The 26079-nt window shown below is 35.6% G+C and carries 16 protein-coding genes; 11 read left to right on the forward strand and 5 right to left on the reverse strand.

The genetic code is table 11. The features are described from left to right. Positions 1–120: 120 nt before the first annotated feature. Positions 121–981, reverse strand: a complete 861-nt coding sequence (locus JAZ75_RS16900) for a hypothetical protein (protein WP_208696834.1) — start codon at positions 979–981, stop codon at positions 121–123. A gap of 522 nt (positions 982–1503) precedes the next feature. On the opposite strand from JAZ75_RS16900, the gene JAZ75_RS16905 reads away from it, so the two are divergent. Further along, positions 1504–2454, forward strand: a complete 951-nt coding sequence (locus JAZ75_RS16905) for a hypothetical protein (protein ID WP_208696836.1) — start codon at positions 1504–1506, stop codon at positions 2452–2454. Positions 2455–2651: 197 nt separating this feature from the next. Here the strand turns inward: JAZ75_RS16905 and JAZ75_RS16910 are convergent, their stop codons facing one another. After that, positions 2652–3782 (reverse strand): TlpA family protein disulfide reductase, encoded by a 1131-nt coding sequence (locus tag JAZ75_RS16910; RefSeq protein WP_232789240.1) that lies wholly within the window; start codon positions 3780–3782, stop codon positions 2652–2654. Positions 3783–4194: 412 nt separating this feature from the next. On the opposite strand from JAZ75_RS16910, the gene JAZ75_RS16915 reads away from it, so the two are divergent. The 6 genes from JAZ75_RS16915 to JAZ75_RS16940 all read left to right on the forward strand — a co-directional run bounded on the left by JAZ75_RS16915 (position 4195) and on the right by JAZ75_RS16940 (position 14574). After that, a complete protein-coding gene (locus JAZ75_RS16915) occupies positions 4195–4644 on the forward strand; it encodes a nuclear transport factor 2 family protein (RefSeq protein WP_208696838.1) in 450 nt (149 codons plus the stop codon). Positions 4645–4843: 199 nt separating this feature from the next. Then, a complete protein-coding gene (locus JAZ75_RS16920; protein ID WP_208696840.1) occupies positions 4844–7258 on the forward strand; it encodes a hypothetical protein in 2415 nt (804 codons plus the stop codon). Positions 7259–7439: 181 nt separating this feature from the next. Further along, complete coding sequence (locus tag JAZ75_RS16925) at positions 7440–9668, forward strand: hypothetical protein (RefSeq protein ID WP_208696842.1); 2229 nt, start codon at positions 7440–7442, stop codon at positions 9666–9668. A gap of 200 nt (positions 9669–9868) precedes the next feature. Then, positions 9869–11650, forward strand: coding sequence for a right-handed parallel beta-helix repeat-containing protein (locus JAZ75_RS16930; protein WP_208696844.1), 1782 nt, complete (start codon positions 9869–9871; stop codon positions 11648–11650). Between the two features lie 501 nt (positions 11651–12151). Further along, positions 12152–13123 carry a heavy metal-binding domain-containing protein gene (locus JAZ75_RS16935; RefSeq protein WP_208696846.1) on the forward strand — a complete coding sequence of 324 codons (972 nt, stop codon included), beginning with the start codon at positions 12152–12154 and terminating at the stop codon, positions 13121–13123. Positions 13124–13404: 281 nt separating this feature from the next. Beyond that, positions 13405–14574 (forward strand): TlpA family protein disulfide reductase, encoded by a 1170-nt coding sequence (locus JAZ75_RS16940; protein WP_208696848.1) that lies wholly within the window; start codon positions 13405–13407, stop codon positions 14572–14574. 526 nt (positions 14575–15100) lie between these two features. On the opposite strand, the gene JAZ75_RS16945 is transcribed toward JAZ75_RS16940, so the two are convergent. Continuing rightward, positions 15101–15601 (reverse strand): DUF6169 family protein, encoded by a 501-nt coding sequence (locus JAZ75_RS16945; protein WP_208696850.1) that lies wholly within the window; start codon positions 15599–15601, stop codon positions 15101–15103. Then, positions 15585–15734, reverse strand: coding sequence for a hypothetical protein (locus JAZ75_RS16950; protein WP_153197979.1), 150 nt, complete (start codon positions 15732–15734; stop codon positions 15585–15587). Before JAZ75_RS16950 ends, JAZ75_RS16945 begins: the two co-directional genes overlap by 17 nt. 198 nt (positions 15735–15932) lie before the next feature. Between JAZ75_RS16950 and JAZ75_RS16955 the strand changes: the two genes are divergently transcribed. Then, positions 15933–17000: a heavy metal-binding domain-containing protein gene (locus JAZ75_RS16955; protein ID WP_208696852.1), complete on the forward strand. Its 1068-nt coding sequence runs from the start codon at positions 15933–15935 to the stop codon at positions 16998–17000. 249 nt (positions 17001–17249) lie between these two features. Here the strand turns inward: JAZ75_RS16955 and JAZ75_RS16960 are convergent, their stop codons facing one another. Next, positions 17250–20006 (reverse strand): substrate-binding domain-containing protein, encoded by a 2757-nt coding sequence (locus tag JAZ75_RS16960; protein ID WP_208696856.1) that lies wholly within the window; start codon positions 20004–20006, stop codon positions 17250–17252. A gap of 547 nt (positions 20007–20553) precedes the next feature. Between JAZ75_RS16960 and JAZ75_RS16965 the strand changes: the two genes are divergently transcribed. The 3 genes from JAZ75_RS16965 to JAZ75_RS16975 all read left to right on the forward strand — a co-directional run bounded on the left by JAZ75_RS16965 (position 20554) and on the right by JAZ75_RS16975 (position 26062). Next, complete coding sequence (locus tag JAZ75_RS16965; protein WP_183914166.1) at positions 20554–21882, forward strand: sugar porter family MFS transporter; 1329 nt, start codon at positions 20554–20556, stop codon at positions 21880–21882. Positions 21883–21947: 65 nt separating this feature from the next. Next, positions 21948–22877: a carbohydrate kinase family protein gene (locus JAZ75_RS16970; RefSeq protein ID WP_208696858.1), complete on the forward strand. Its 930-nt coding sequence runs from the start codon at positions 21948–21950 to the stop codon at positions 22875–22877. A 59-nt stretch (positions 22878–22936) separates the two neighbouring features. After that, a complete protein-coding gene (locus JAZ75_RS16975) occupies positions 22937–26062 on the forward strand; it encodes a SusC/RagA family TonB-linked outer membrane protein (protein ID WP_208696860.1) in 3126 nt (1041 codons plus the stop codon). Positions 26063–26079 lie beyond the last annotated feature (17 nt).

Consider the following 26079-nt stretch of genomic DNA (forward strand, 5'->3'; position numbering starts at 1 on the left):
CTATCGATCAGCTCGTACAAGTAATTTACCGTGTAATCATTTGTTCAGTTACAGCCAGGTCGTGAGATGTGACTTTTTAGAGCCTCTGTATTTAATATAAAGAGTGATTTCAATAAGTTATTATTTAATTTTAAATATAGGAGTTTGTACTTTTTTTAGTGGCCAATCCTTTTTTCTTGTAACCAATTCCTCCTTAAGCCCGTCAGAGGAGTAAGATGGTCTTGACTGCCTAACATATATCGGGACATTATAATTTGGGATCACATCCAATTCAGCATAACATTTTTTTGCCATGTCAACTATTGCTGTCCTGTTTTCCTCTGTACCTGCGATCTGACTAGCAATGTAAGAATCAGGGCCATACAGTTGTTCATATATTTTTGAATCTTCAAATGTCGTGAATTTTGCACGCATCATAATCTGAACTAATACTGAGTATAAGCTATTATCTTGAGGAGATAATTCTATTTGTTGCAATATATTGGGGATCTCCTCCCACATGATCAATTCTACCAATAGATCTTTTGTGTTATCACCAATAAATTTTAAATCGGACCACATTTGATCCACGTAACCAATGATTTCTTTTCTATTCTTATGTAAAAATTGTAATTGTCTATCGCTCCAATACTCTAAAGGTAAATCTGATCGATAAAAGGCACCGTATATTCCTGTTGATTTAAATCGACCAAGACTTCCACAATTTTGCATATAGTATTCTTGTGTCATCATACAGTAGTTAAATCTATCGCGATTGTTTAGCGAATTAAATGTTTTGGCTGAAAGATGGTGGCTCAATGCATAATAGCGATCCTTACTTAAGGTCTCATTTCCTGAGACCAATTCATCAATGTAATATTCTCGCAACAGAGTACTTACAATTGATTTTCTATCAATAACCGGTATATTTTTATATTTATACTGGTCCAACCTGTTTACATAAGCCGGCAAATTATTTTTTACAAATTTCGTGGTATCCATAAGTTTGTATTGAGAAAAACACAACATAGGACAACTAAAAAAAAGTAATATTGAAATGTATTTTAATAAGTTTTTAAGAAAAGGCGTATAATTGGTCAATATCATATGAAGCAAAGCTATTATAAGTCAATAATATTATATTTCATTTATTAAGATAATGAAATTAACGTCCTCATCCTATTTTTTAATATAATTAATTAAGAAAGCCATTGCTCTTCGTTTATGATTTGTTAATTGATCTATGTTTTCAAGTCTCGCTTCGTCTTACATATTTTATTCTTTTCCTACCATTATTTTTTGATCGTTTCTATTTAAGGTGATTTGGTCATGATCATTTATTTCTATATAAGATCTAGATTTTCATAATTGATAATTAAAGATAACATGAAATTCTGCTTGTTTTGTCTTCAGTTTTTTTAAATAACTATTAAGCCAATAAAACTAATATTTATAGTAAATAAAAGCTAATATATTTAGTTTTTATTTGTATCTTTATCTCTGTTAACCAATTGATAGACAGTTATGAGTGTAGATTCAAGACATTTAAAGCCTGCCAAGAAGAATGATGAGCTTTTGAAAGCCATTTTTGAGGATAATTTTCCTGATTTTTTACGGTTTATGTATCCAGATGCCGATGCTACCTTTGATCTAGGGCGTGGATTGACTTTTATGGATAAAGAATTGTTGGAGATCATTCCCTTCCGTGAGCGTAAAAAAGGGAAGCGTGTGGCAGACCTTCTGGTCAAGGTTTATTTAAAAGACGGAAGCGAGAAGTGGATTTTAGTGAATACCGAAATCGAAGGCGGACATGATTCCGATTTCTCACATCGTATCTTTCAGTATTTTTACAGGCTATTAGATCGTTACCGTGTTCCTGTGGAGACCATTGCTGTTTTTACTGGAGGACGTTCGCAGCCATGTACTGATGAATATCATTTTGCTGTTTTTCGCACGTCGTTACGCTTTCAGTACCTGAGCTATCAAATTTTTGATCATGACGAATCAGAGCTACTCGATATGGACAATATATTTGCTTATATTGTCTTGGCATGCCAGAAAGCTTTAGATGAAGATAAGGTTCCAGAGCAGGAGCTCGCAGAGCAGCGTAGCACAATCGCAAGAAGGCTTATCGAGACCAATAAGTATAGTAAAGATCGCATAATGAGCTTTTTAGTTTTTTTAAAGAGTTTTCTTTTTATACGAGATAAAGAAATAAATAGTAACTTTGATCAATACATTTATCAAGTGACAGGAGGCACAATCGAAATGGGTGTAATAGAAACAATCAAACGACAAGAAAGAGAAAAAGGAATCCAAGCTGGAATCGAAAAGGGAATTCAGTCTGGAATTGAAAAAGGCAAACGAGAAGAATCAATTGCCATTGCTTTAGAGTTCAAGAAAATGGGCTTACCTATTGCCGATATTGCAAAAGGTACAGGCCTTACCATTGAAGAGATTGAAAAACTGAAATAAATCAAATAAATAATATAGATAAACAAATAAAGCCATTCTGCCAAGAATGGCTTTATTTGTTTTATACCACCCTTACGGCTTCCCGTATTTTTTAATAAAACAGATGCTTTATTTTCGGGCTTTTAAAAACAGTATTCATCATCGACCCCTGATTGTTAATGGAACTGCCCAAGACGATATTATTGAGCTATTGTTATTTACTTTGTTAATAGTTTTTCTAAGGTTGCCATCAATTGCTCCCCTCTCAGTCCTTTTGCTATAATGACACCATTTGGATCTAGTAAGTAGTTTTCAGGAATAGATGTAATTAAAAATCTCTTAGCAACTTCATTATTAAATCCTTTTAGATCAGAAAGCTGAGTCCAGGTTAAACCATCATCATGAATTGCTTTTAGCCATGATTTTTTCTCCTTATCAAGCGAAACTCCCACAATTTCGAAACCTTTTGACTTAAATGTCTCATACGCTTTAATCAAATAGGGGTTTTCTGCTCGACATGGCCCACACCAAGATGCCCAGAAGTCGACGAAGACGTACTTGCCACGAAAACTAGACAATTTTATAAAGTTCGATGCGGTATCCGGCTGCTCAAAATCTGGTAGTACCTGACCGATCTGACTCATTTCGTTACCGGAGATTTTAGAATAGATTTCTTTCCCTAAATAGGTCGAAGTAAGTGATTCAGGATAACTCGAGATCCATTTCTTTACTTGTTGAATTTCAAAAATTTTAGTTGTTAATTTTTTATTAATCAAATATAATCCATAATAGTTTTTAGGTTCACTTACAATAAAAGTATTTGTAATGCTATCATAAACTGCTAATGATTCATCATTGTTTAATTCAGACCCCTTTTGTTTCTTACGAGAATCTAGCGCCTCGGACCATTTCTTTTTATAAATTTTATCAAGACTATCTAAGACCGAATTTCTAAGTTCATAGCGGTCCGATCTTGAAGCCAGTCCATGTAAACCTTTTATTAACCATCCGCTGTTACCTTTTAATAATATCGTTTTGCCTGGCTCTACCCAAAAAGAATAGACAATAAAATCTCCTATGATTCTATCGTTGTAAATATTGGGCACGCTTAAGGAAAAAATTGTTGGTTCATGAATTGTAGCCTGATATATAAAACTGCTATTTTTATCCAGTGTTATTGTATCATGCATTATTTTATTGGCATTTGCATATCTTATAAAGTAGGTTGCATTAGGTACGGTATCGATGACAGCTTTTAATACAAACTGATCTTTTGACTGCGCAGACAAATTTGTAATACCTGAAAAGATAAACGTTAAGAGGAGAGAAATTCGAATAGCTTTTATCATTTATTTGTGGTTTAAAATTAGGGTAAATTGACCAAAAAGGGTGACTGTCAGTAATTTTACGTTTAATTCTATTTGAAGTTAATAATTTTGATTGATATATTTCATTTTTAAGCTATCATTTAGGTCGAAAAGTTTATTTATTGTTAAATATTATAAAAGCATTAATTCTGAAAATAAAAATTCAGACATATTGAGCCGGCTCATACTGAGTATTTGTCATGTACTGCTAACATAATCTACAAAAATTGAATAGCAAGGTAGTTTGTTTAGGACCGTCACAACTTCACCTATCCATTTCCTTCATTCACCGAGTTTTTAGTTGGTTTAGTCTAATTGCCATAGGGTAGGGACGAATTACATCCTACTTTTGAATCAACAAATAAGAACTAACAAACTATAAAATAAAGACATTATGAGAACTTTAGCAAAAACATTCGCAGCAGCAGCCTTGATCGCAGTATCAACATTCACTATGGCAGCAGGCAAACTAGAATTAGCAAACCCTAAAAAAGCAGTGGTCAATTTATCTACAGCAGATCTAGCCATTGATCATTACGTTGCGGTTATGACAGCAGGTCAATCGGCAGGAGTGGAGCAGCTGTTTACAACAGACTTCAGCCAAAAAGTACAGGCATCAGAAGATAAAACCAATAGCCGTTCTGAAGTTATTTCCTTCTTGAAAAAGCAAAAAGGTGAGCAGTTAAACTGTAAAACAAGTACCACCATCGTACAGGAGTCAGCGGACTACATGATAGCCAAAGTAACGATGCAGTTTGAAGGTTTTACCAAAACCGATCTCGTGACTTTAGTCAATGACGGTGGTAACTGGAAAGTATCCCAATCGATCAATTCTTACAAGTAATTTACTATTTAATCATATGTTTAGTTAAGGCCACATCGTGAGATGTGGCTTTCTTTTTTACCATAATTGCTCATGCTGAGTTCTTCAAAATGAACGACTTTTCGGTAGATCTCGTTTACCGCTTAGATAACACCTATTCTTCTTAGATCCGCTTAGGGTTAGCTATACTTTTGTTGTACAAATTTAAAAAACATAAAATATGGCAAATCAATTTTTAATTAAGAACACGATGGCAGATATGCGTAACTTATCTGCAATTGAAATCGCATCATTGCAAGGCTCAAACCCAACATATGCTGGAGTGGAGCTATTGGGATATTACGAAAAGGGTGATACACCAGCGCCAATTATTTATTACCTAGCTCCAACGAATTCAGATCCTGGAACAGATGATGGTGGTAGCGTAATCGAAGTTGGGGGAATTAATTTAATACATGATTTCGCTGGAGATATCAATGTGTTATATTTTGGATGCAAGGCTGATTTTAAGAATGCTATTAGTACCTTTTTTGACAATACACCTTGCATAATAAAATTAATCAATTATGCTAACAGTATAACTTCAATTGCTCGTACTGTATCCTATAAATTTCGTATTATCTTTCCAAACACATCTAATCCATACCTCGGATATAGTGTTAATGGCAAATTAAAATTTGGAAGTGGGTATGATATAATTATGGAAGCTCCTCTTATTTATACTGGAAGTGATAATTCGGTGGGGGTGTTTTTAGATATTGGCGATTATAGCGATAACGATAGACTTACTACAACTAATCGGACCTACAAATTGAATGCTAGAAACAAAACAATAATTTGGAATGGAGACGGATTTATTGGAATTAAGCTGAATAATATAATAAGAAGTATAATAGATATCGTTGAATGTCATGGTTTTGACGTTGGTGTTCAATTCAAAGGACATAATGCGGGATTTGCTTATTCAAAAATTAATCTTGGAAATCTTTCCGATAATAGAATTCACGCTGATTATACCTCTTATTCTCCATTAGGTGATTCAAGTGGCTATATTACTTCGACAATAACAAGTATGTATGGAAGAATGGGAAATTCAAATTATACTGCGGAAAAAGATTTTGATCGAGTAGGTATTAGGATAGGCTTCGAGGGCTCCAAAGGATATGCTCCAGAGTCATTGACATTCGAATGCGGGATTATTGAAGGGTTAATGCATATAGATACCCCAAACCAATTTCGTGGAATCCCTGTTCAAATTGTAAATGGAAGTCTAAACACTTTTAATAATTTTAGACATGAAGGAAATTTTAAAACATCACAAAGCCCTACATTTCTGCAGGTGAAAAATGGACAAGGTAATCTGGCTACATTGACAATCGTGGTGCCTGTTGGCACGACCGGAGAATCAAACCTGAGTGATTCAGCTTTTTTGGAGGATATGAGTACCGTAAAGCAGGGGAATAGTGTTATCTCTCGCAGAAGTATTGCTCAAAAAGAGAGCTTATATCGCAATAATGTTGTTTTCGACTCAGGTTTGTTTTCCAAAAATATTATTCCTTATGATTCTACTGGTAAATGCCAAATAAAAAACTTTGGAAGAGTTAATAGTACTGGGGCTACATTCAGAGATTTACCACCCAATAGTTTACCCCAACATTATCAAATTGATGTAGATGGTTATCTGAATATACCAAGCGGCGGCGGTCTATATTTGGAGATCGATACAGAAAACTGTAAACGATTTGCAATATATCCTGTCGAAAAGAACTCAAATACCGCCGCAAGTAAGCTTTTTTATTACGCTTATGGTAATAATAGTGAGACATTGATGCCCGCTGGAAATATATTTGGCGTATTGTCTAATACTAATGTAAATACATTCGGTATTAATGGAGCTGCAGATTATGCTGAAGATGGTATTCTGAAGATTAGGAGCTCTGTTAGGTTTATCTCCTTATCCAATGATGTAAAGAAATTAAGAATAATAATCTCAGGACTTAACAATACTAAAGTAAAAGCGCTCAAGATATTATCCTTAGATGGAGAGGGAAGTACTGGTAATGTAAGTGTATTTGCCGATGATAAGTTTTATGCAATAGAGCCTCCTAATTCAGGTAATTATAGAAAAGGAGATATTGTCTTTCATGACAATTCATCTTCAATTTTAGGCTGGATAGCGCTTGCTAGTGGATCTAATAATACTATTTGGAAGGAGATTCCCTATGGTAAGATGTTAAGCACTGAAGGAGTTTATTTAGCACCCGCTGATGGAACACGATTATTGGGTACTGCAATAGTTGGAACAATTTCAAGCGCCACTATACAAACGACTGGACACACCGGTTATCCCATTAGCTCAGGCGGAGCTGTATTTACATTTGGAGGAGCAACTTTTCAAAGAAGTATGTCCATGTTTTTTCCTAATCTTTCATCCAATATTACACATTATGTCCAATATTATAATCCATCTGGGGAGGGTTTGGGATGGCATCCTGTAAACAAACAGGCATTGTCGTCACCAAACTCAGCACTAAACCCGGGAGTAACTTATGAACAGTCAGAGGTGCAAGGAATCTTGACGGAGCTTCGCGATTTAAAGGCAAAGTTGAGAGTAGCAAAGTTACTAGCTCCTTAGAATACAAATTACGATAAGAAAAGTGTGGTATTTGGAAAATACCACACTTTTTTTGAAAAGAGCATTAAAAAATGAACGACTTTTCGGTAGATCTTGTTTACCGCTTAGATAGCAGCTATTCTTCTTAGATCCCCCCACTGTTAGCTATACTTTTGTTGTACAAATTTAAAAAACATTAAATATGGCAAATCAATTTTTAATTAAGAACACGATGGTAGATATGCGAAACCTATCTGCAAGTGAAATCGCATCATTGCAAGGCACAAACCCAACATATGCTGGAGTGGAGTTATTTGGGTATTACGAAAAAGGGGATACACCGGCTCCTATATTATATTATTTGAGTGATACAATAGCAACCGACGATGGTGGAAGTGTCATTGATGGTGTTGGGTATAAATTGGAACATAATTTTGAAGGAAGTGTAAATATAAAATATTTTGGAGTTTCGGAATCTCTAGAAAATACAGATATTATCCAAAAAACTGTAAATTATGCAGTAAATAGTAGATGTGCTATTACATTTCCTGAAAATATGTCGATACACATGAATGGTCAAATTACATTACAGAGTAATACAAATATTGAAGGGAATCACTGTAGGCTTTACAGAACAATTCAAAGTGCTAACTCAAGCTTCTTTTATGGTGATAATATAGAGAATTTTTATATCAGTAATATAAAAATTGAAGGTGTTACAATTGGTATAGACTCTGGCTATGATTCTAATAATTGTGGAATTAGAATATTAAGATCGAGTAACATATTCATTCACAAAGTAGAAGTATTAAAGATGAGCTCCGCTTTTCAAATTTATCATGGCAGCAACGCACAAATAGATTCTTGTAATATTCATCATAATGTACTTACTGGCATATCAGGTATTAACCATTATTTTAAAATAACAAATAATACTTTTTCAGACAATGGAATGTTACATCAAACAGGATTGACGCATGATATTTATTTGATCAATTCTATTAGATCAGAAATCCTTAATAATACTTTTTATAATCATATAGATCCAAGTAGTTTTCATATAGTATACAAATTGCTAGATCAGGCAATAATTGATGGATTTGATGAAGCTAAAGATTCTTTGATAGCATATAATAATTTTTATAGTAATAATGCGGCAATTTATGTGCTATCACAATTTGTGACTGATAATTTGTTAGCTTATAATCCGGTAAAAAATGTTCTGATTAAAAGTAATAATGCTCCCAATGGTCAGATTAGAATCGTTAATGGAGTTAATATTACATCTCAAAATAATATATGTAGCTCTTTAAGTACTGCAGGAGCTATGAATATTGAAGGAATACAACACTCAGTAAATTCGATTGATGATACGGTTGGGTATATTTTGAATGCTAGTATAAATGCGACAAGAGATATTGATAAGTACTTCACAAAATTCATAAGAACTACAATTACTAATGAGGTAGGGTTTAGGCACGATACTGGTCAAGGTGGTGTACCATCTTGTACTATAATTACTCCAGTTATAAACGGAGGTATGATGTCAATATTTGATGATAATTTTAGGGCAAATGTCAAAGCCGGACGGGTTATAGTATTATCAAATGAATGTCTAGAAGATTATAATAATAATCTTAGCATAAATGAAATATCAACAGAGTATTCACCTCGAAACAACAGAGATAGAAGTCGCTTTTTTTATTACAGTATTACAACATTGCCCATCAATATTATTAAGCCTAAAGAATCAATTGATGGAACTACTATAAAAATTGCGATTCGTAAATCTTCTTCTCCAAATTATGTTCCAATAACTTTTTCTGATGATTATAAAATTACACAAAGGACACAAGATATACTCAATACCAATGTTAATGGTAGTATATTAATCATAGAGTTTTTGTTTATAAATGGTTTTTGGCATGAGGTCAATTGTAATGGATGGTCAGGGAGGAATAAATTTCAGAAGGATCCTATTTTTAAGTCCGTAAATACACGTGCCGGTTCGGTTGGAGTCCAACCAACAGATTCTGTCATTAAAGTTGGAGCAGCCATTGCAACCGTATTTAATTTACCATTAGCAAGCTTGATGCAGGGACGAGAATTGACGTTTATAAAAAATGTTGGTGAAAAAGTTAACTTAATACCTTCTTTAGGAGATAGGATAGAAGGTGTTCTTGGAGATTATGTTTTAAATTATGAAAACCAGTATGTTACCTTAGTTGCTAATGAGAATGTTTGGTTTATTTTAAATGCAAATAAAATGGCAACACTAACAGAATCTGGTAGCGTGAGGCAAGCTTCTTTATCGCTGGATTCTGCGACAGCGCCTTCACAGACTTATACTCAGTCTGAAGCACAGGCTATGCTTATTGAACTTCGCGATTTAAAAACGAAACTTCGGACAGCCGGCATATTAGCAAGTTAGTTATCTGAACAATGTTATTAAGTTTCTACCGTAGAAACATATGAGGCGGCACCTATTTCAGGTGCCGCTTTTTTTATTGAAACCATTAAAAACATAGACTTTTCGGTAGATCTCGTTTACCGCTTAGATAACAGCTATTCTTCTTAGACTCCCATATGGTTCGCTATACTTTTGTTGTACAAATTTAAAAAACATACAATATGGCAAATCAATTTTTAATTAAGAACACGATGGCAGATATGCGAGGTTTATCTGTAAGTGAAATCGCATCATTGCAAGGTACAAATCCAACCTATGCAGGAGTGGAACTATTGGGATATTATGAAAAAGGAGATACACCAGCACCGATCAAATATTATGTTGATGAAATCAACTCTAGACCAGATGATGGAGGAAATATCATTATCGTTAGTGGAATGAGATTAATGCATGATTTTAACTCAGAATTGGATATCAGATATTTTGGTGCAAAGAGCGAGAATGCCAATAACTATCTTTTCATTCAAAATGCTTTAAATTACTTAGCATTTACAGGGAAGTGTAGGTTAAGCCTACCTTCAAATCAAATATTCAAAATTTCTTCTAAACTTGTTATTTCATCATCATTGGAGATCCAAGGAAACAATGCTACTATTAAGTCGAATACAATTACTACTGACTTGATTGAATTTATCTCAGACCACAACAGAATTAATGGGTTAAATGTTGAAGGAAGGTATATTAATCAAACTGGAGATTTAGTATTTCGTCACTCAAATTTTAATCACATTACCAACTGTATCTTTAGATCTCCAAGTAATGCTGGCTTACTATTTGAAAAAAGCACAGGTAATTTTGTTCACAATTGTCGATTTGAAGATAAGTCATTTGGCATCTTACTAAGAGATTCGTTTGGTAATACCATAACAAGCAATTATTTTACAAGAGGTTATAGAAGGGGAGAACTGAATGAGGCTGGTTATCAGATTGTTCCTCTAGGTGACGGAATTAAGATGAGTACAGGGCTAACAACCTTTGATAACATCAATGGTGGCGTTAAGTCAATTATTTCAAATAATGTATTTGATAACGTATGGCGTGATGCTGTAGATTTGTTTACTGACGGTGAAGATATTGTTTTTTCAAATAATATGATTATCAAACCAGAATCATTAGGAATGGACATAAAAACCATCTATAGGTCTAATCCTGATATTGACGGTGGTACATCAACAATTGAAACCAGTCAAACCAAAAGTATTATAATTTCTGGAAACTATTTCGAGGATTGTGGTCTAACAAATGCGGATTCATCTGCTATAAGTGTTAAGCATGCAGAAGAAAGAGAGGGTGAAGTACCATCAATTGAAAAAGGAGTACATAATATTACGATAACGGGTAATCAGTTTCATAGAGGAAAAAAAACGGCAATAATTCTAGGATATTCAAAGAATGTACAGATTACGGGAAATTTATTTAAGGATGTCCCTAGGGAAAATATTTATATTTATCGTGAAAGTCGAGATATTATTATCGCTGACAATATATTTGATACTTCGCATGACAGATCTTATCCGATTTACGCTACTCAAAATGAAAACTATAAAGATATTACAATAACAGGAAATATTATGAAAAATACTAATAGCTCACTATATGGTGTAATCCTATATGGTAAGGATATGCTTATTAGTAATAATAATATTAGTGGATTCGCGACGAGCATTTATCTGGAAAGGGCCGAAGGTATACAAATTGCAGGTAATAAACTATATAATGCTTCTAATCAAGCTATCAGACTTTCGTCACAGAGTTATAAAGTTAAAGATACCTATCTATTTAATAACAATATCGTAGAATGTGAAAGGGGTGTAGTATATAATACAAATACTTCCAATATTGTGTCATCTGGTAATGTTTTCAAAAATTGCACAATAGGAACAGAGATAAATGCCAACCTTTTTGTAAACTATCAATCGAGTGGTAATTTTACAATTTTATAATGAATAATAATTTAGTTGTACTACGAAGTTGGTAAATAGATTGATTTTTAGTACAACCTTAACAAATAGGATTTTACGAGTGTAATTATTTAGTCGTTTGAGAACAAAAACATCCCAGTGAAAAATATGATAACAGAAAAGTTTGTTTGAGCTTTTTGGGCTTAAAGATTTTATGTCATATAATCCTTATTTGATGGCTATTTAATAATAAGAATGTTTCGAATCTAATTGTAAAAGTTCATTTTTCTGATTAAACAGATAAATAAATAGATTATACAAAACGTATAAAGCCATTCTGACAAGAATGGCTTTATACGTTTTATACCCTCCTTACGGCTTCCCGTATTTTTTAATCAAAGCGATCCTTTATTTTCGGGCTTTTAAAACAGTATTCATCATAAACCATGATCGTTACCAGTACCAATACCATCGAGGGGATAGAAGTCCTGCGTTATTTTGATCCCATATTAGCAACAGCTGTTATTGGAGCTAGTGCTCTGAGTGCAATCCGGAGCGAGCTTCGTAGCGTTTGCTTCGCAGATCCCTTCGGGATTCTTCGGTGGGCGCTCCCGCAATTATGAAAACAAATTACAGGAGCTATATAAGAGCGTAGTGGAGTCTTTAAAGCAAAATGCGCGTAGCTATCGGGCAGATGCCGTTATAGGCTTCAGCGTCAATATTGATGAGCTCTCGGGCAAGGGAACCCAAATGTTTATGATCACCGCTATCGGTACACCTGTATTGCTCAATGAAATCAAACATATACAAGCAGAAGCAGTAGGTGGAGATATCGATGGATCAGTTATTAAGAACAAAGTCAAAGCAAGCTTGATCATAGAACGTTATACCGGTATCTATACCATGGACAATACAACAGCGGAGTTTATAGCCACATCCCGATTGACCGAATTTGTTCCCTTGCTATTCAAAGCAATGAATGAAACAGGGGAGGATCAAGAATTCAAAGACCGTCAAGCCACGCTCTTCCGTTATTTTGATTTCCTGGACAAAGATCAAGCTATAGCTATACTCTATAGACAGTTGCTGTCCGATGATTTAACCGGTGCGCAGTTTAAGATCATTAGCAAAGCTATCAGCAGTTCCAATCTTATCGATTACGATCAGGTGGAGAAACTGTTAGCAGGATCTTTATTGGCAAAAAAGGCAGCATTGAAGGTACTTACCTTAGACAAAGACTGGTATTCGGCTCAAGATATTACCTATCTACAGACATTGAAAGGAGAGGGCTTGGTAAAGTTATTTCAAGAAGTAGTTACCGTTAAAGAATCAAAGGGCATGTTTTCATCGGGCAAAGAAGTATGGGAATGTTTATGTGGCTATAGCAATAAGCTGGATGCTACAGCATGTAGCTCTTGTACCAAAGATAAGCGAGGTTTCGGTGCTGAGGAATTAAAACCTGAAGCTGTACAGAAATTGATTAATCGGACGTTAGCAGTTATTGATGAGATTTAATGGGAAATAGAATTATTTTACTTTTTATTTTCAAATGTTTAATTTTCGCTTTATATTGTGGTTGATCTTGAGAATAAAATATTAAGCCAATAGTCTAAGTTATTTTTTATTGTAATTGTACTGCAGTTTAATTAATGGAGAAATCAATTGATAATTCTTATTCCTGATGCGCTGAGGTGTAAGGTTATCCCTATACAAGGCTTGAATTTTTTTTAAAAATCTGATACTTATTCAATTTTGAATAAGTACTATCTTTTTTTGTTGTTAATAAATGTGTATAGATGAAATATTATTTTTTGCTTGTGTTTTTCCTTTTTGCACAGAACTTAAGGGCGCAAAATTTTTCTTTAAAAGTAGAAGAAAAAAAAGGATTGGGGAATGTCAAGTATCAAGTGATTCCTTTTCATATCCAAGATTCAGTTTTATTAAAGAATTTCATTTATGATCACAAAATTGAAGAATATAAATCTCTCTATTTAATCACCTTTACTAATGGTAATTCTCATCCATCATACCTTAGGGATTCTTTGTTTTTATTAATGAATATTGATAAATCTAATAATAGAAAAATTCAGCTAGATGATGACTTTGATGCTAATTTTACAAACAATACTGAACATGTTTTTACTCCGGAAACTAAATCTTATCCTATTATCAACATCCGTCGTAGACAGGTAATAGGTAATGATACTGTTGTATTTTATTTACCCTACGAACTCCGCGCATTCGATAATAGAATAGCAATCGGCAAGATAAAGAAGGAATTAACATTAACAGAAGCTTGGTATAAAGAAGGGAAATTTAATTATCAAGGTCAAGAATATGTAATAAGATTGAAAGAACCACTACTTACTAAAGATGGTAAAAATGACATTTTTTTTAGGTATAAAATTGCGAATGATACATCGGAATTTTCAAATCCCTATAGAATCGGAGATACAATCAGGCTTGATACTAAACGATATGTGTTGAATTTAGATCAAGATAATTTAAGATTTACCTATGTAGGGCAATATGATCCTACTACTTACAATTTCAATAGAAAAGATTTTATATCTCAAAAAGAGATACAATTATCACAATTTAAAGGCAAATATATTTTACTTGACTTTTGGGGAAGTTGGTGTGTACCTTGTATTGAAGGAATTCCGGATCTAAAACAATTAGCTAAAGATTATAAAGGTAAGATCGAAATTGTTAGTATAGCTTTCGATCATGATGAAGATATTTCTAAATTAAAATCTATCATTTCGGAACATGAAATGGACTGGACTCATATTAAAGAACCAAGGATATTCAATAATGAATCAGGTTTAAACAATAAATTTGATGTGAAAAGTTTTCCTACATTTATACTCATCGATAAAAAAGGTAATATAATTTTTAATAGCGCTACTTCTTCAACATTGAAAGGTCTTAAACAGTTTTTATCAAAAATTGATGATTTATAATTGAAGACTTACCAAAATGGGAAGGCTTCAATCTATTTGTTTTTTCGAAAGATTAAGTAACAGTTCGCTGTCAATATGTATAATTATGAAATTGGCTCAAAAATAAAATATGGCTAGTTATTTTATAGACTAAATTTAATTACAAATATTGATTGTGCAAATTTTTATAAAAAAAAATAAACTTAAATATCATTTTGTAACAGTGGTATATGAAGGCATTTCTGAAAATTTAAAAATATTTTAAATTCTTATTTTATAATTATTTGATGATAATAGTGTTTTTAATATAACGTACTACAAAATTAATGGTTCTTTATTTGATTGTTATTACAATCGGGCCGATGTAATAGCAATTTAGATGCAGTCCCTGAGGAATAGATTGGTGTTTTAACAATGCAAATATTATGGTGCCGGAGGGACATTAAAATGTTGTGTATATCCGATTATGAATAATGAACATTCTTGTATTGTATTGATTTACTGGTTATTGATAGATTGAAAAATCCTGTAAGTCTTCGATGAAAAATTATTTTTCATCAAGCAATGCACTTGATATCTGAGTATAAATATGGATTATCTTTTTAGAATTGCTATTATCTCTATGAAACATCATCGATGTATAAAGTTTTTGGGTTTCTTGGTCCCCTAAATTGAAACTAATTATATTGTCAAGTTTTATTATAGCATGATGATATGGAGAATTTTTGTACCATCTATCAAAGATGTCATGACGCAATTTGGATTTTTTGTCATCATCAGAACAGATATATATTAACGAATTTTCAACCGTTTGGAAAAATTTTTCGACAATGTCTTCTATTGTCTTAGAAACTTTAGCATCGTAAGATTCAAGAGTTTCAGTTGCTTTTTCCACAACTAATTGGAACATGTTAGGAATGGTCTCTCCAGATATTGCTGAAAAAGTTTCATCCACCACAAACGCAACCCTGTATAAAATAGAATTTCTTGTTACAAAGTTATACGTATTTGTAATATTATCGAAAACGTAATTATAATGGTTTTGCAAACTTGATACCTTTCTTATCCAGTTCTTGAAGTGTTGTTTTACCTTTCATGTATGAACGCACAGCTTCCTTATCAGCAATCATTTGAGATACTGAAGTTATAATCACTTGCTTTTTAATTTCTTGTTTTTTCATACTATCACAAAGATAATAAAAAAAACATTAATTATCTATATTACAGCGTTATGCTGTAAAAATTCTTTAAGCCAAACATCTAAAGCCATTCTGCGAAGAATGGCTTTTAGGTTTTATCCCCTCCTTACGGCTTCCCGTATTTTTTAATCAAACTGATGCTTTATTTTCGGGCTTTTAAAACAGTATTCATCATTGACCATGATTGTTACCAGTACCAATACCATCGAGGGGAGAGAAGTCCTGCGTTATTTTGATCCCATTTCAGCAACAGCTGTTATTGGAGCCAATGCTTTGAGTGAGATTGGAGCCAGTTTTGTGGCGTTTGCTTCGCAGATCCCTTCGGGATTTTTCGGTGGGCGCTCCCGCAATTATGAAAACAAATTACAGGAGCTCTATAAGAGCGTAGTGGAGTCTTTAAAGCAAAATGCCCGTAGCTATAGGGCAGATGCGGTTATAGGCTTCAGCGTCAATATTGATGAGATCTCGGGCAAAGGAACGCAAATGTTCATGATCACCGCTATCGGTACACCTGTATTGCTCAATGAAATTAAACATATACAGGCAGAAGCGGTAGATGGAGATATCGATGGATCAGTTATTAAGCACAAAGTCAAGGCAAGCTTGATCAAAGAACGCTATACCGGTATCTATTCAATGGACAATGCTACAGCCGAGTTTATAGCCACATCCCGATTGACCGAATTTGTACCCCTACTATTTAAAGCAATGAATGAAACAGGGGAGGATCAAGAATTCAAAGACCGTCAAGCCATGCTCTTCCGTTATTTTGATTTCCTGGACAAAGACCAAGCTATAGCCATACTCTATGGACAGTTGCTGTCGGAAGATTTAACCGGCGCACAGTTTAAGATCATTAGCAAAGCTATCAGCAGTTCCAATCTTATCGATTACGATCAGGTTGAGAAGCTGTTAGCAGGATCTTTATTAGCAAAAAAGGCAGCATTGAAGGTACTTAGCTTAGACAAAGACTGGTATTCCGCTCAAGATAATGCCTATCTACAGACATTGAAAGGAGAGGGCTTGTTACAGCTATTTCCAGAAGTCGTTACCGTTAAAGAGTCAAAGGGCATGTTTTCATCGTGTAAAGAAGTTTGGGAATGCTCATGTGGCAATAGCAATAAGCTGGATGCTACCGCATGTAGCTCTTGTACTAAAGATAAACGAAGCTTTGGTTCTGAGGAATTAAAATCTGAAGCTGTGCAGAACCTGATTAATCGGAGATTAGCGGTTATTGAAAGGATCTAATTAGGTCAATTACTCCCCTATGTTAATTAATCAAATCTCATACATGACAAATAATTATTTTATGAAATCCTTTTTGATTTTAATCTTGAATGATTTATGTTTTTTGATTGAAATTAGACATCGACATTCCCCTGTTAATTTTTTACAGTCCATTCCAGTGTTAATGCACTAAAATTGTTAAATTCAAATTATCTTACTTACAAAAGCACTTCAAGCCATACGGGTTTCGCCGTAGAAAATTCCAACGACTTATCCTTTTAATTGATCTTTTCGAAAAACGGTCGGAGTTACACCGAACTGTTTACGAAATGCTGCCGTAAAATATGTCCCGGACGAAAAACCTACTTTTTCTGCAATTTCATTTACATGTAGGCCTTCGAGCAATAGGTTTTGTGCTTTAGCCATACGCCGTTGTAATAGATAGTCATTGACACTGCAATTTAATAATGCTTTTGTTTTTCGATAAAGTTGTATCCGTGATAAATTCAGTTCCTTGGCAATGTCCTCGACACTCAGGGTTTTATCGGAAAGATGTCCTTCGACAACCATGGACAATCCCTGTAAAAAACGCTTGTCCTGCGGAGTATGTGAATCAATTTCTGTTTTATTTTCCGAAGGCTTGAGCAATGTGCCATACTGCTCTTTGAGTTTCTGACGGGACAGAATTAAGTTGGCGACTACTGCTTTAAGGTGGTCCACCTTAAATGGTTTTGTCAGATAGGCATCTGCCATATGGCGCATTCCCTCAATGATACTTTCCTCCGTATCAAGAGCACTAAGTAGAAGTACGGGTATTTGGTTGAACTGCGAATTGTTTTTAACGGTTTTCAATAATTCGATACCTGTTTCATCAGGAAGCATAATATCGCTGAGGATCAGGTCAGGATAATTGTTTTTCATTTTTTTAAGAGCGTCGGAATAGCTTTTGGCAAAAATGAGATTATATTCTTTTTCTAAAATTTCTTTCAAGAAACGCATAATATCAGGATGATCTTCAACAATCAAGATATTCGCTGCTCTGTTGGAACAGAAGGAGACCGAATCAACATCAAAATCTTCCAAATTTTCCTGTGGCAAGTTTCTTTCAAAATGTAATATTGAAGGCTCATATTGGGAGTTCTTTTTTTCTTCTTCCAAAAGATGAAGATGACCCGTAGGCAAGCGTAAAGTGAAAGCAGATCCCATTCCTTTTTTACTGCTAGCGGTTACTTGTCCATGATGAAGTTCAACAATCTGTTTTACATAAGCAAGACCTATTCCTGATCCAGGAAGATGCTGTTCACCTTTGTAGAAATTGTCAAATATATGATCTAAATCACTGGCTGCGATACCTGATCCATTGTCAATTACACGGATAAGAAAATAATCTCCAAATGTATTTTCTTCTACGGTCAAGCTGATGGTTCCTCCTCTAGGGGTATATTTAAATGCGTTGGATAGCAGGTTCGAAAAAGCATGTTCCATCAGTTGCTCGCTTATCCAGATCTCTTTCAGAGGTGTCTTGCTGAGATAACTTAAGGAGATGCCCTTCTTCTTAGCCAAAGGTCTAAAATTAGCAATGATCTGTTGGATGAAATTATCAATGTGTACCGCAGTAACCTGTAATTTTAATTTAGATTTATCAATCCTATGGATATCAATGAGGTCGTGCACGAGGTCTTGAAGTTTTTTAGCATTCCGTTCGATGTACGCCAGTTTTTCTCTACTGTTAGCGGAAAGAGATTTTTCTTTTTCTAATTCTTCAAGTGGTCCCATGATAAGGGTCAGGGGAGTCTTGAATTCGTGGGAAACATTGGTGAAAAACTTGCTCTGTTCTTCTGCTCCATTTTGAATCTGTTGATTCATCTCAACAATCTGTTGCTGTTGTTGTAAAATTTCTTCGTTCTGATTTTTAAGTTGCTTGTTTTTTTTACGGTTGTTGCCAATCATAACAATCGAAATACCTCCTAGAATAATCGAGATCACCAGGCTCGTCATGACAACCTGGAGAGTTGTTTTTTGGTTGTTGTAAATCTGATTTTGCTTTACGATAAACTCCTGTCTTTTGTCGATATCTTTTTGTTGTTCTTGAATCTTATTCGACTGGAGCATCATCAGGTTCGCATTCTCTTTATTTATAACCAGCGTGCCCAGTATGTTTTCCCGTTTATAAGGAGTTTTTTCTAAAATTGCTATTGCCGTCCGGATCGCTTCTGTGCCCCCGGTTGGGTAAAGCATAGAAGCGTAAAGCGTGCCATTTGCTATTTCTTCCAAGCCATTTTTTGCTCCAGGCAATGCATCGATACCGATAATTTTCTTTTTGTCATTACCATTTTCACGGAGAGCCTGGATGGCCCCAAAGGCCATCTGGTCATTAAAAGCGAAGATAAGATCTTGTTTCTGTAAATCTTCAATTTGTTTTTTCGCTAAAGCATAAGCTGTAGCCCTGCTCCAATCAGAATGAAGTTCCAATCCTACCTGCGTTTTACCGGCACTATCTAGCCCCATCATCAAGCCTTTTTTTCTTTCTATAGAAGCTGAAGTACCCTTTAAACCAGTAATAACCCCGATTTGTCCCTTTCCATTAAGAACATTTGAAATATATTGTCCCGCTAATTTACCAATTGTAAGATTATCAGCTCCAACATAAGCATTGTAAAGACCCGAAGACGTTTTTCGATCTGTAACGATGACAGGGATTTTCATTTGGAAAACCGAGTCTACAATTGGTGTCACGGGAGCCGCCTCATTCGGAGAAACAATTAAGAGATCAATATCATTTTTTAGCAGTTCCCTAATTTGCGAAATCTGTACTTGGTTACTCCCTTCAGCATCTCGATATATAAATTTAACATTAGGATAGAAAGACAACTCTCTTTTCATTTCCTCCAACATGGTCTCCCGCCAAGAATCATTACCAGTACATTGTGAGAATGCTATTGTATAATTTTTGCCCTCATTCTTAGGATTACAAGAATGAAACAATAGCGATATCATGATCGACAATACACAGTATACTCTTAACATGTTGGATTAATGGATTATTGATGATATATGCTCAAACTTAGATGTATATATTGCTTCATATACAATTGCATCACATATTAAACAAATATATTGATATCTCCACTGTCATCAAGAATTATTTTTATAGAAAAAAACGAACCGTATTTTTTTTAATCACCCAATTGCTTTTTCAGCGTATTTGATAAATTGATTTTATTCTAAATTATATTTCAAGATTGCAGAAAATAAAACCGATCATCTTGATCAATTATGATAAAGCGCAGATCCTTGTGTAGACAAATGTCAAATTTCACCCATTTTCAAAGATTTTAAAATAACCTTAGTGTAAAAACAACACAGTTTTTGATTTATAGATGAATGTAACATCATCTATGTTTTTTGTCAAAAAAACATTTTTTCACTGTTTAGGAAGTCTTATTAAGGTGTTGTTTTTTAAGTATTTATGTGTTTTTTGATCTTGATATAAATTTGATGCAATTTGTCATATGAAAATTCAGGTCTTGTAATCTTAGCTGTTAATTTTGAGTAAATCAATTATAAATTTAAAATGAACAAAAATTCAGTTTTGATATGGTCATTCGTGGTGGCCTTGGGGGGATTTCTCTTCGGTTTTGACACAGCAGTTATTTCAGGTGCCGAGAAGGCTGTTCAGGTATTCTGGTCTCTAAGTGAATTTCAACATGGTCTTACGATGGCGATCGCGTTATTAGGTACAGTTATAGGAGCAGCAATGGGCGCATATCCATCGGACCGATTAGGACGTAAGAATACTTTGTTTCTGGTTGCCGCACTTTATTTTTTCTCCGCTATTGGTACAGCTCTGGTCCTAGATTGGAACATGTTTATTTTGTTTCGATTTCTAGGCGGGATAGGAGTCGGTGTCTCTTCTGTAACCGCACCAATTTATATTTCTGAAATTTCCCCTGCAAAATCCCGTGGCAAGCTAGTCGGATTATTTCAGTTCAATGTTGTGTTTGGGATCTTGGTCGCATACCTTTCAAATTATTTTATAGGTCAAACAGGGGAAGAGTCTTGGCGTTGGATGCTCGGAGTACAGGCAATCCCATCATTGATTTTCTTTGTGCTGATATTCTTTATTCCGGAAAGTCCCCGTTGGTTGCTTTTGCACCGAGGTAAAAAGGACGAGGCAATAGCGATTATGCGTAAAGTAAGCGGTGATCAAGCTGAAAATGATGTTGAACAGATGTTGAACAGCCGTCAAAGAGGTCAAGAAAAAGGTGAGAGCCAATTATTTTCCAAATCGAACCGTACACCTGTTATTCTAGCGGTACTATTTGCAGTTTTTAATCAAGTATCCGGCATCAATGCCATTATTTATTACGCGCCACGTGTTTTTGAGATGGCAGGTTTAGGCGGTCAGAGTTCGTTACTTTCTACTGTTGGTATTGGTGTTGTTAATTTTGTGTTTACTTTGATTGGTATAAATTTTATCGATAGGATTGGCCGTCGCAGACTGATGTTCATTGGTTCATTTGGGCTAATCGCTTCTCTTTCTCTTGTTTCGCACGCTTTCTTTGCGGGTCAAATTGAGGGAATAAAAGTCACCATTTATTTGATGATGTTTATCGCATTTTTTGCACTCTCGCAGGGAGCGGTAATCTGGGTTTTTATCTCTGAGATTTTTCCGAATGATGTCCGTGCCAAGGGGCAAACATTGGGAAGCTTAACCCACTGGGTGATGGCCGCAGTAATTACATTTTGTTTTCCTGCATTAACAGAACTGCTTGGTGGAGGTTATACCTTCATGATTTTTGCAGTTTGCATGTTTTTGCAGCTATTGTACGTATGGAAGATGATGCCAGAAACCAAAGGAAAATCTTTGGAAGATATGGATGGACCGATGCCCATGCACTAAGTCAGGATTTAAAACAGAATTACGGTTAATTAAGATCATATACATCTGATTCAGATAAAAATATTATGAAAAACGAGGTATTAAATATTAAAGGGGTTTGTTTCGGAGAAATTCTTTGGGACAATCTGCCTACAGGAAGAAAATTAGGTGGTGCTCCGCTAAATGTTGCCTATCACCTCAATAAATTGGGGATTTATACCGATGTGCTTACAAGGGTAGGGAGCGATGCAAATGGTCAGGAAATTGTTTCATTGTGCCGTGAGCTTTCGATTCCTTTAACATTATTTCAGGAAGATCATATCTTACCTACATCTACAGTAGAAGTCCATATTGATGACAAAAAAGATGTTCGCTATGAAATCGTCTATCCCGTCGCTTGGGATCACATTACACTTGGCGAACTAGAATTACAAACAGTTCGTGAAGCAGATTTTTTTGTGTTCGGGAGTTTATCCACACGAAATGATGTCAGCTACCAGACATTAAAAGGCTTAGTTAAACAAGCAAAATATAAGATCCTTGATGTCAATCTTCGCGCACCATTTTATACAAAAGAACGGATTTTTGAATTGATCGGCTATGCTGATTTAGTCAAAATGAATGAAGAAGAATTGGGCTTTGTTTCGGCGTGGTTAGGCTTACCTCCAGATATGAGCGATCAGTCGAAATCGGAGGCCGTGATGAATCATTTTGCAGTTCCGGAATTGATCGTGACATATGGCGCCACCGGTGCAATCTATCATTCTACAGCAGGACATTTCAGTCATCATTATCCTGCTCTGAAAGTGGAAGTGAAGGACACAATTGGTAGTGGCGATTCATTTTTAGCCGCTTTTCTATCGTTACGTTGCCGCAATGACAAGAATATCCCTGCAGAAGAGATATTGGAGTTTGCAGCTACGCTAAGCGGTTATGTTACGCAGAGCAGCGGTGCATGCCCAAATTATGATGCTACGGCTATAAATCGATTTGTGTGGCTGAATGAGTTGCAATAATTAAATTTTACATAAGAAAATCAATCTAAATAATTATCCATTTATAAAATAACCAAATTATGTTTACGAGAGAGAAAATCATGCTGTTTCTGTCTTTGATTCTTTTTTCTGTAGCCAGTTATGCACAGCAGGCAACCATTAAAGGAAGAGTCACAGATAGTGGAACGGCAGCACCATTAGAAGGTGCATCTTTGATTGCCAGAGGTACGGGGCAGGCAACCAAGACAGATGAAAAAGGAGAATTTACGATCCAGGTATCCAGTAGCAATCCTACACTTGAAATATCGAATGTAGGCTATACAACACAAACTATCGCAATCGGGGAAAAGAAGTTTGTGGAGATCCGTCTAGTCAACACAGAACAAGGGCTTGATGAAGTCGTGGTGACGGGGTACCAGACAGAGCGGAAACGAGATCTCACAGGTGCAGTCAGTGTGGTCAATGTTACAGAAATGATGAAAGCCCCTGAAAATAATCCCATCAAAGCACTTCAGGGCCGGGTGGCAGGAATGACCGTAACATCTGATGGTAATCCAAGCGGTGCTGCTACAGTGCGCATGCGAGGAATCAGCTCAATCAACAGTAGTCAGGACCCACTATATATTATCGATGGGATGCCATCACAGGGTGGTATGCACGAACTGAATTCCAATGACATTCAAAGTATTCAGGTATTGAAAGATGCTTCATCGGCAAGTATCTATGGTTCTCGTGCTGCCAATGGTGTCATTGTAATTACGACAAAGAAAGGCAAAATTGGAGCCCCAAAGCTTACATTCGACGCATTTCTAACCAACACCTATTTTAATAACCGTATGAAGGTGCTCAATTCCCTGGAATATGGTCAAGCTTTATGGCAGGCAACCATGAACAGTGGCGGAAATCCTAATGGTAATAATATTGGATATCAATTTGATTGGAACAATAATGCCAATGGTGATCCACAGTTAAATCATGTGTACGTTTCTAAATATATTGACCGGGAGCATACCATGTATGCTGCTGATACAGATTGGTTCAATGAAGTTTCCAAACCAGGTTTGCTCCAATCTTATAATGCGACACTTAGTTCAGCGACAGAAAAATCGAGTTCGTTTTTTTCTTTAGGATATCTGCACAATAACGGTACAATTAAACATACAAGTTTCCAACGGATATCAGCACGTATGAATACTGACTACAAACTCTTCGACGGTAAGTTGGTTATCGGAGAAAATTTCACGGTCAACAATACGGGTGAAGTTCAAGTACCGGGGGATGTCCTCGATCTATCTTTAAAAGCCTTGCCGATTATACCGGTACATACCGTAGACGGAGCAGGATGGGGTGGTCCGTCATTAGGTATGAACGACCGTCATAATCCAATGCGTTTACTGTATGATAATCGAAATAATAAATATAATTTTTGGCGTCTATTTGGCAATGTCTATGCCGATCTACAGATCATAAAAGACTTACATGTCCGTACCAGTTATGGTATTGATTATAGTAATTTTTACAAACGGAATATGGAGTTTTCTTATCGTTCGGGCTTCATGAACAGCGATCGGAGCGGTGTGAATATGGAACAGAAGCACGGTATGAAATGGACCTTATCCAATACGGCAACCTATAGGAAAGTTATTGAAAAGCATGCAATTGATTTATTAGCTGGTATGGAAATGAATCGTCAAAATGATATCAGCTTCAATGCATATACTGCAGGTAATGGTGCCTTTGCTATTGAAACACCTGAATACATGTGGCCAGGTGTAAGTACTGGAACAGCAGCAGTAGGTGGCGGTTCAACCGGCTTTTCGCTTCTTTCTTACTTCGGAAAGGCGAATTATGCATACGATGACCGTTACCTTGCTTCTTTTACTGTGCGACATGACGGTTCATCACGATTCGGAAAAAATAACCGTTTTGCAACATTTCCAGCCGTGACCGCAGGATGGCGGATTTCAGGAGAGCGCTTTATGGAAGGAACAAAAGGTTACATATCAGATTTAAAACTTCGTGTAGGTTGGGGGCAGACCGGAAATCAAGGAATTGGAGATCTAGCTACTTATGCACTGTTTGTGCCAGAGTATGGTATTGGCGATCCAACCTGGAATATTATAGACGGGACCGCATACGATCTTTCGGGAACAGGATCGGGAATATTGCCATCAGGATACCGTAAAATTCAAACCGAAAATAATGATCTGAAGTGGGAAACAACCACACAGACCAACATTGGGTTAGATTTTTCATTCTTTAATCAGAGTCTATATGGATCGATCGACTGGTATGTCAAAGCAACAAAAGACATGTTGATCAATCCTGCCTATATCGGTGTAGTAGGAGAAGGTGGCTACCGTTGGGCGAATGGAGCTTCGATGGAAAATAAAGGTGTGGACATTTCTGCAGGATATCGTAATAAAACTGCTTTTGGTTTAGACTATGATATAACAGGAGTTTTTTCAGCATTTAAAAATAAAATAACCCATTTACCAGAAGCAGTTGAAAATTCATATGGTGGCCGTCAGGGTGATAATATCATAGGTCGGCCATTAGGCTCATTCTATGGTTATGTGACTGACGGAATCTTTCAGAATCAAGATCAGGTCGATGCGCATGTCAATCAGGCAGGTAAAGGTATTGGGCGCCTAAGGTATGTGAATGTCTATGATGGCGATAGTCAGATTACAGATCTGGACCGTACTTGGATCGGTAGTCCGCACCCCGATTTTTCATACAGTCTAAATATTGCATTGAAATACAAAAGGTTTGATCTATCGGCTTACTTTCAGGGAGTACAAGGTATTGATGTTGAAAATTGGTTAAAGAAGCAGACCGATTTTTGGAGTGTTGATGATGTAAACTCCAATAAAGGTACCCGCTTACTCAATGCCTGGACGCCACAGAATGCTAATTCTACTATTCCAGCACTGCAGACAGTAAACAATAACGATGAGGGACGTCTATCCAATTATTTTATAGAAAATGGATCGTATATGAAACTTCGTAATTTATCTCTGGGCTATACATTACCAACAGATGCCGCCTCGCGGTTACGCATGAGCCGTTTACGCATATATGTTACCGGTCAGAATCTATTTACTGTAAAATCAAAGAATTTTACGGGTGTTGATCCTGAAAACGTCGGATGGGGATATCCCATACCGACCACATGGACAGCAGGACTTAACATTGGTTTCTAATTAATGAGTGTGTGATT

It is taken from the genome of Sphingobacterium sp. UDSM-2020, from assembly GCF_016132525.1.
Lineage (GTDB): Bacteria > Bacteroidota > Bacteroidia > Sphingobacteriales > Sphingobacteriaceae > Sphingobacterium > Sphingobacterium anhuiense.

What these genes read in the sequence shown, in the direction of transcription:
- JAZ75_RS16900 (WP_208696834.1), bottom strand. Translation starts at nt 981, where the DNA reads ATGGATACCACGAAATTTGTAAAAAATAATTTGCCGGCTTATGTAAAC.
- JAZ75_RS16905 (WP_208696836.1), top strand. Translation starts at nt 1,504, where the DNA reads ATGAGTGTAGATTCAAGACATTTAAAGCCTGCCAAGAAGAATGATGAG.
- JAZ75_RS16910 (WP_232789240.1), bottom strand. Translation starts at nt 3,782, where the DNA reads ATGATAAAAGCTATTCGAATTTCTCTCCTCTTAACGTTTATCTTTTCA.
- JAZ75_RS16915 (WP_208696838.1), top strand. Translation starts at nt 4,195, where the DNA reads ATGAGAACTTTAGCAAAAACATTCGCAGCAGCAGCCTTGATCGCAGTA.
- JAZ75_RS16920 (WP_208696840.1), top strand. Translation starts at nt 4,844, where the DNA reads ATGGCAAATCAATTTTTAATTAAGAACACGATGGCAGATATGCGTAAC.
- JAZ75_RS16925 (WP_208696842.1), top strand. Translation starts at nt 7,440, where the DNA reads ATGGCAAATCAATTTTTAATTAAGAACACGATGGTAGATATGCGAAAC.
- JAZ75_RS16930 (WP_208696844.1), top strand. Translation starts at nt 9,869, where the DNA reads ATGGCAAATCAATTTTTAATTAAGAACACGATGGCAGATATGCGAGGT.
- JAZ75_RS16940 (WP_208696848.1), top strand. Translation starts at nt 13,405, where the DNA reads ATGAAATATTATTTTTTGCTTGTGTTTTTCCTTTTTGCACAGAACTTA.
- JAZ75_RS16950 (WP_153197979.1), bottom strand. Translation starts at nt 15,734, where the DNA reads ATGAAAAAACAAGAAATTAAAAAGCAAGTGATTATAACTTCAGTATCT.
- JAZ75_RS16955 (WP_208696852.1), top strand. Translation starts at nt 15,933, where the DNA reads ATGATTGTTACCAGTACCAATACCATCGAGGGGAGAGAAGTCCTGCGT.
- JAZ75_RS16960 (WP_208696856.1), bottom strand. Translation starts at nt 20,006, where the DNA reads ATGTTAAGAGTATACTGTGTATTGTCGATCATGATATCGCTATTGTTT.
- JAZ75_RS16965 (WP_183914166.1), top strand. Translation starts at nt 20,554, where the DNA reads ATGAACAAAAATTCAGTTTTGATATGGTCATTCGTGGTGGCCTTGGGG.
- JAZ75_RS16970 (WP_208696858.1), top strand. Translation starts at nt 21,948, where the DNA reads ATGAAAAACGAGGTATTAAATATTAAAGGGGTTTGTTTCGGAGAAATT.
- JAZ75_RS16975 (WP_208696860.1), top strand. Translation starts at nt 22,937, where the DNA reads ATGTTTACGAGAGAGAAAATCATGCTGTTTCTGTCTTTGATTCTTTTT.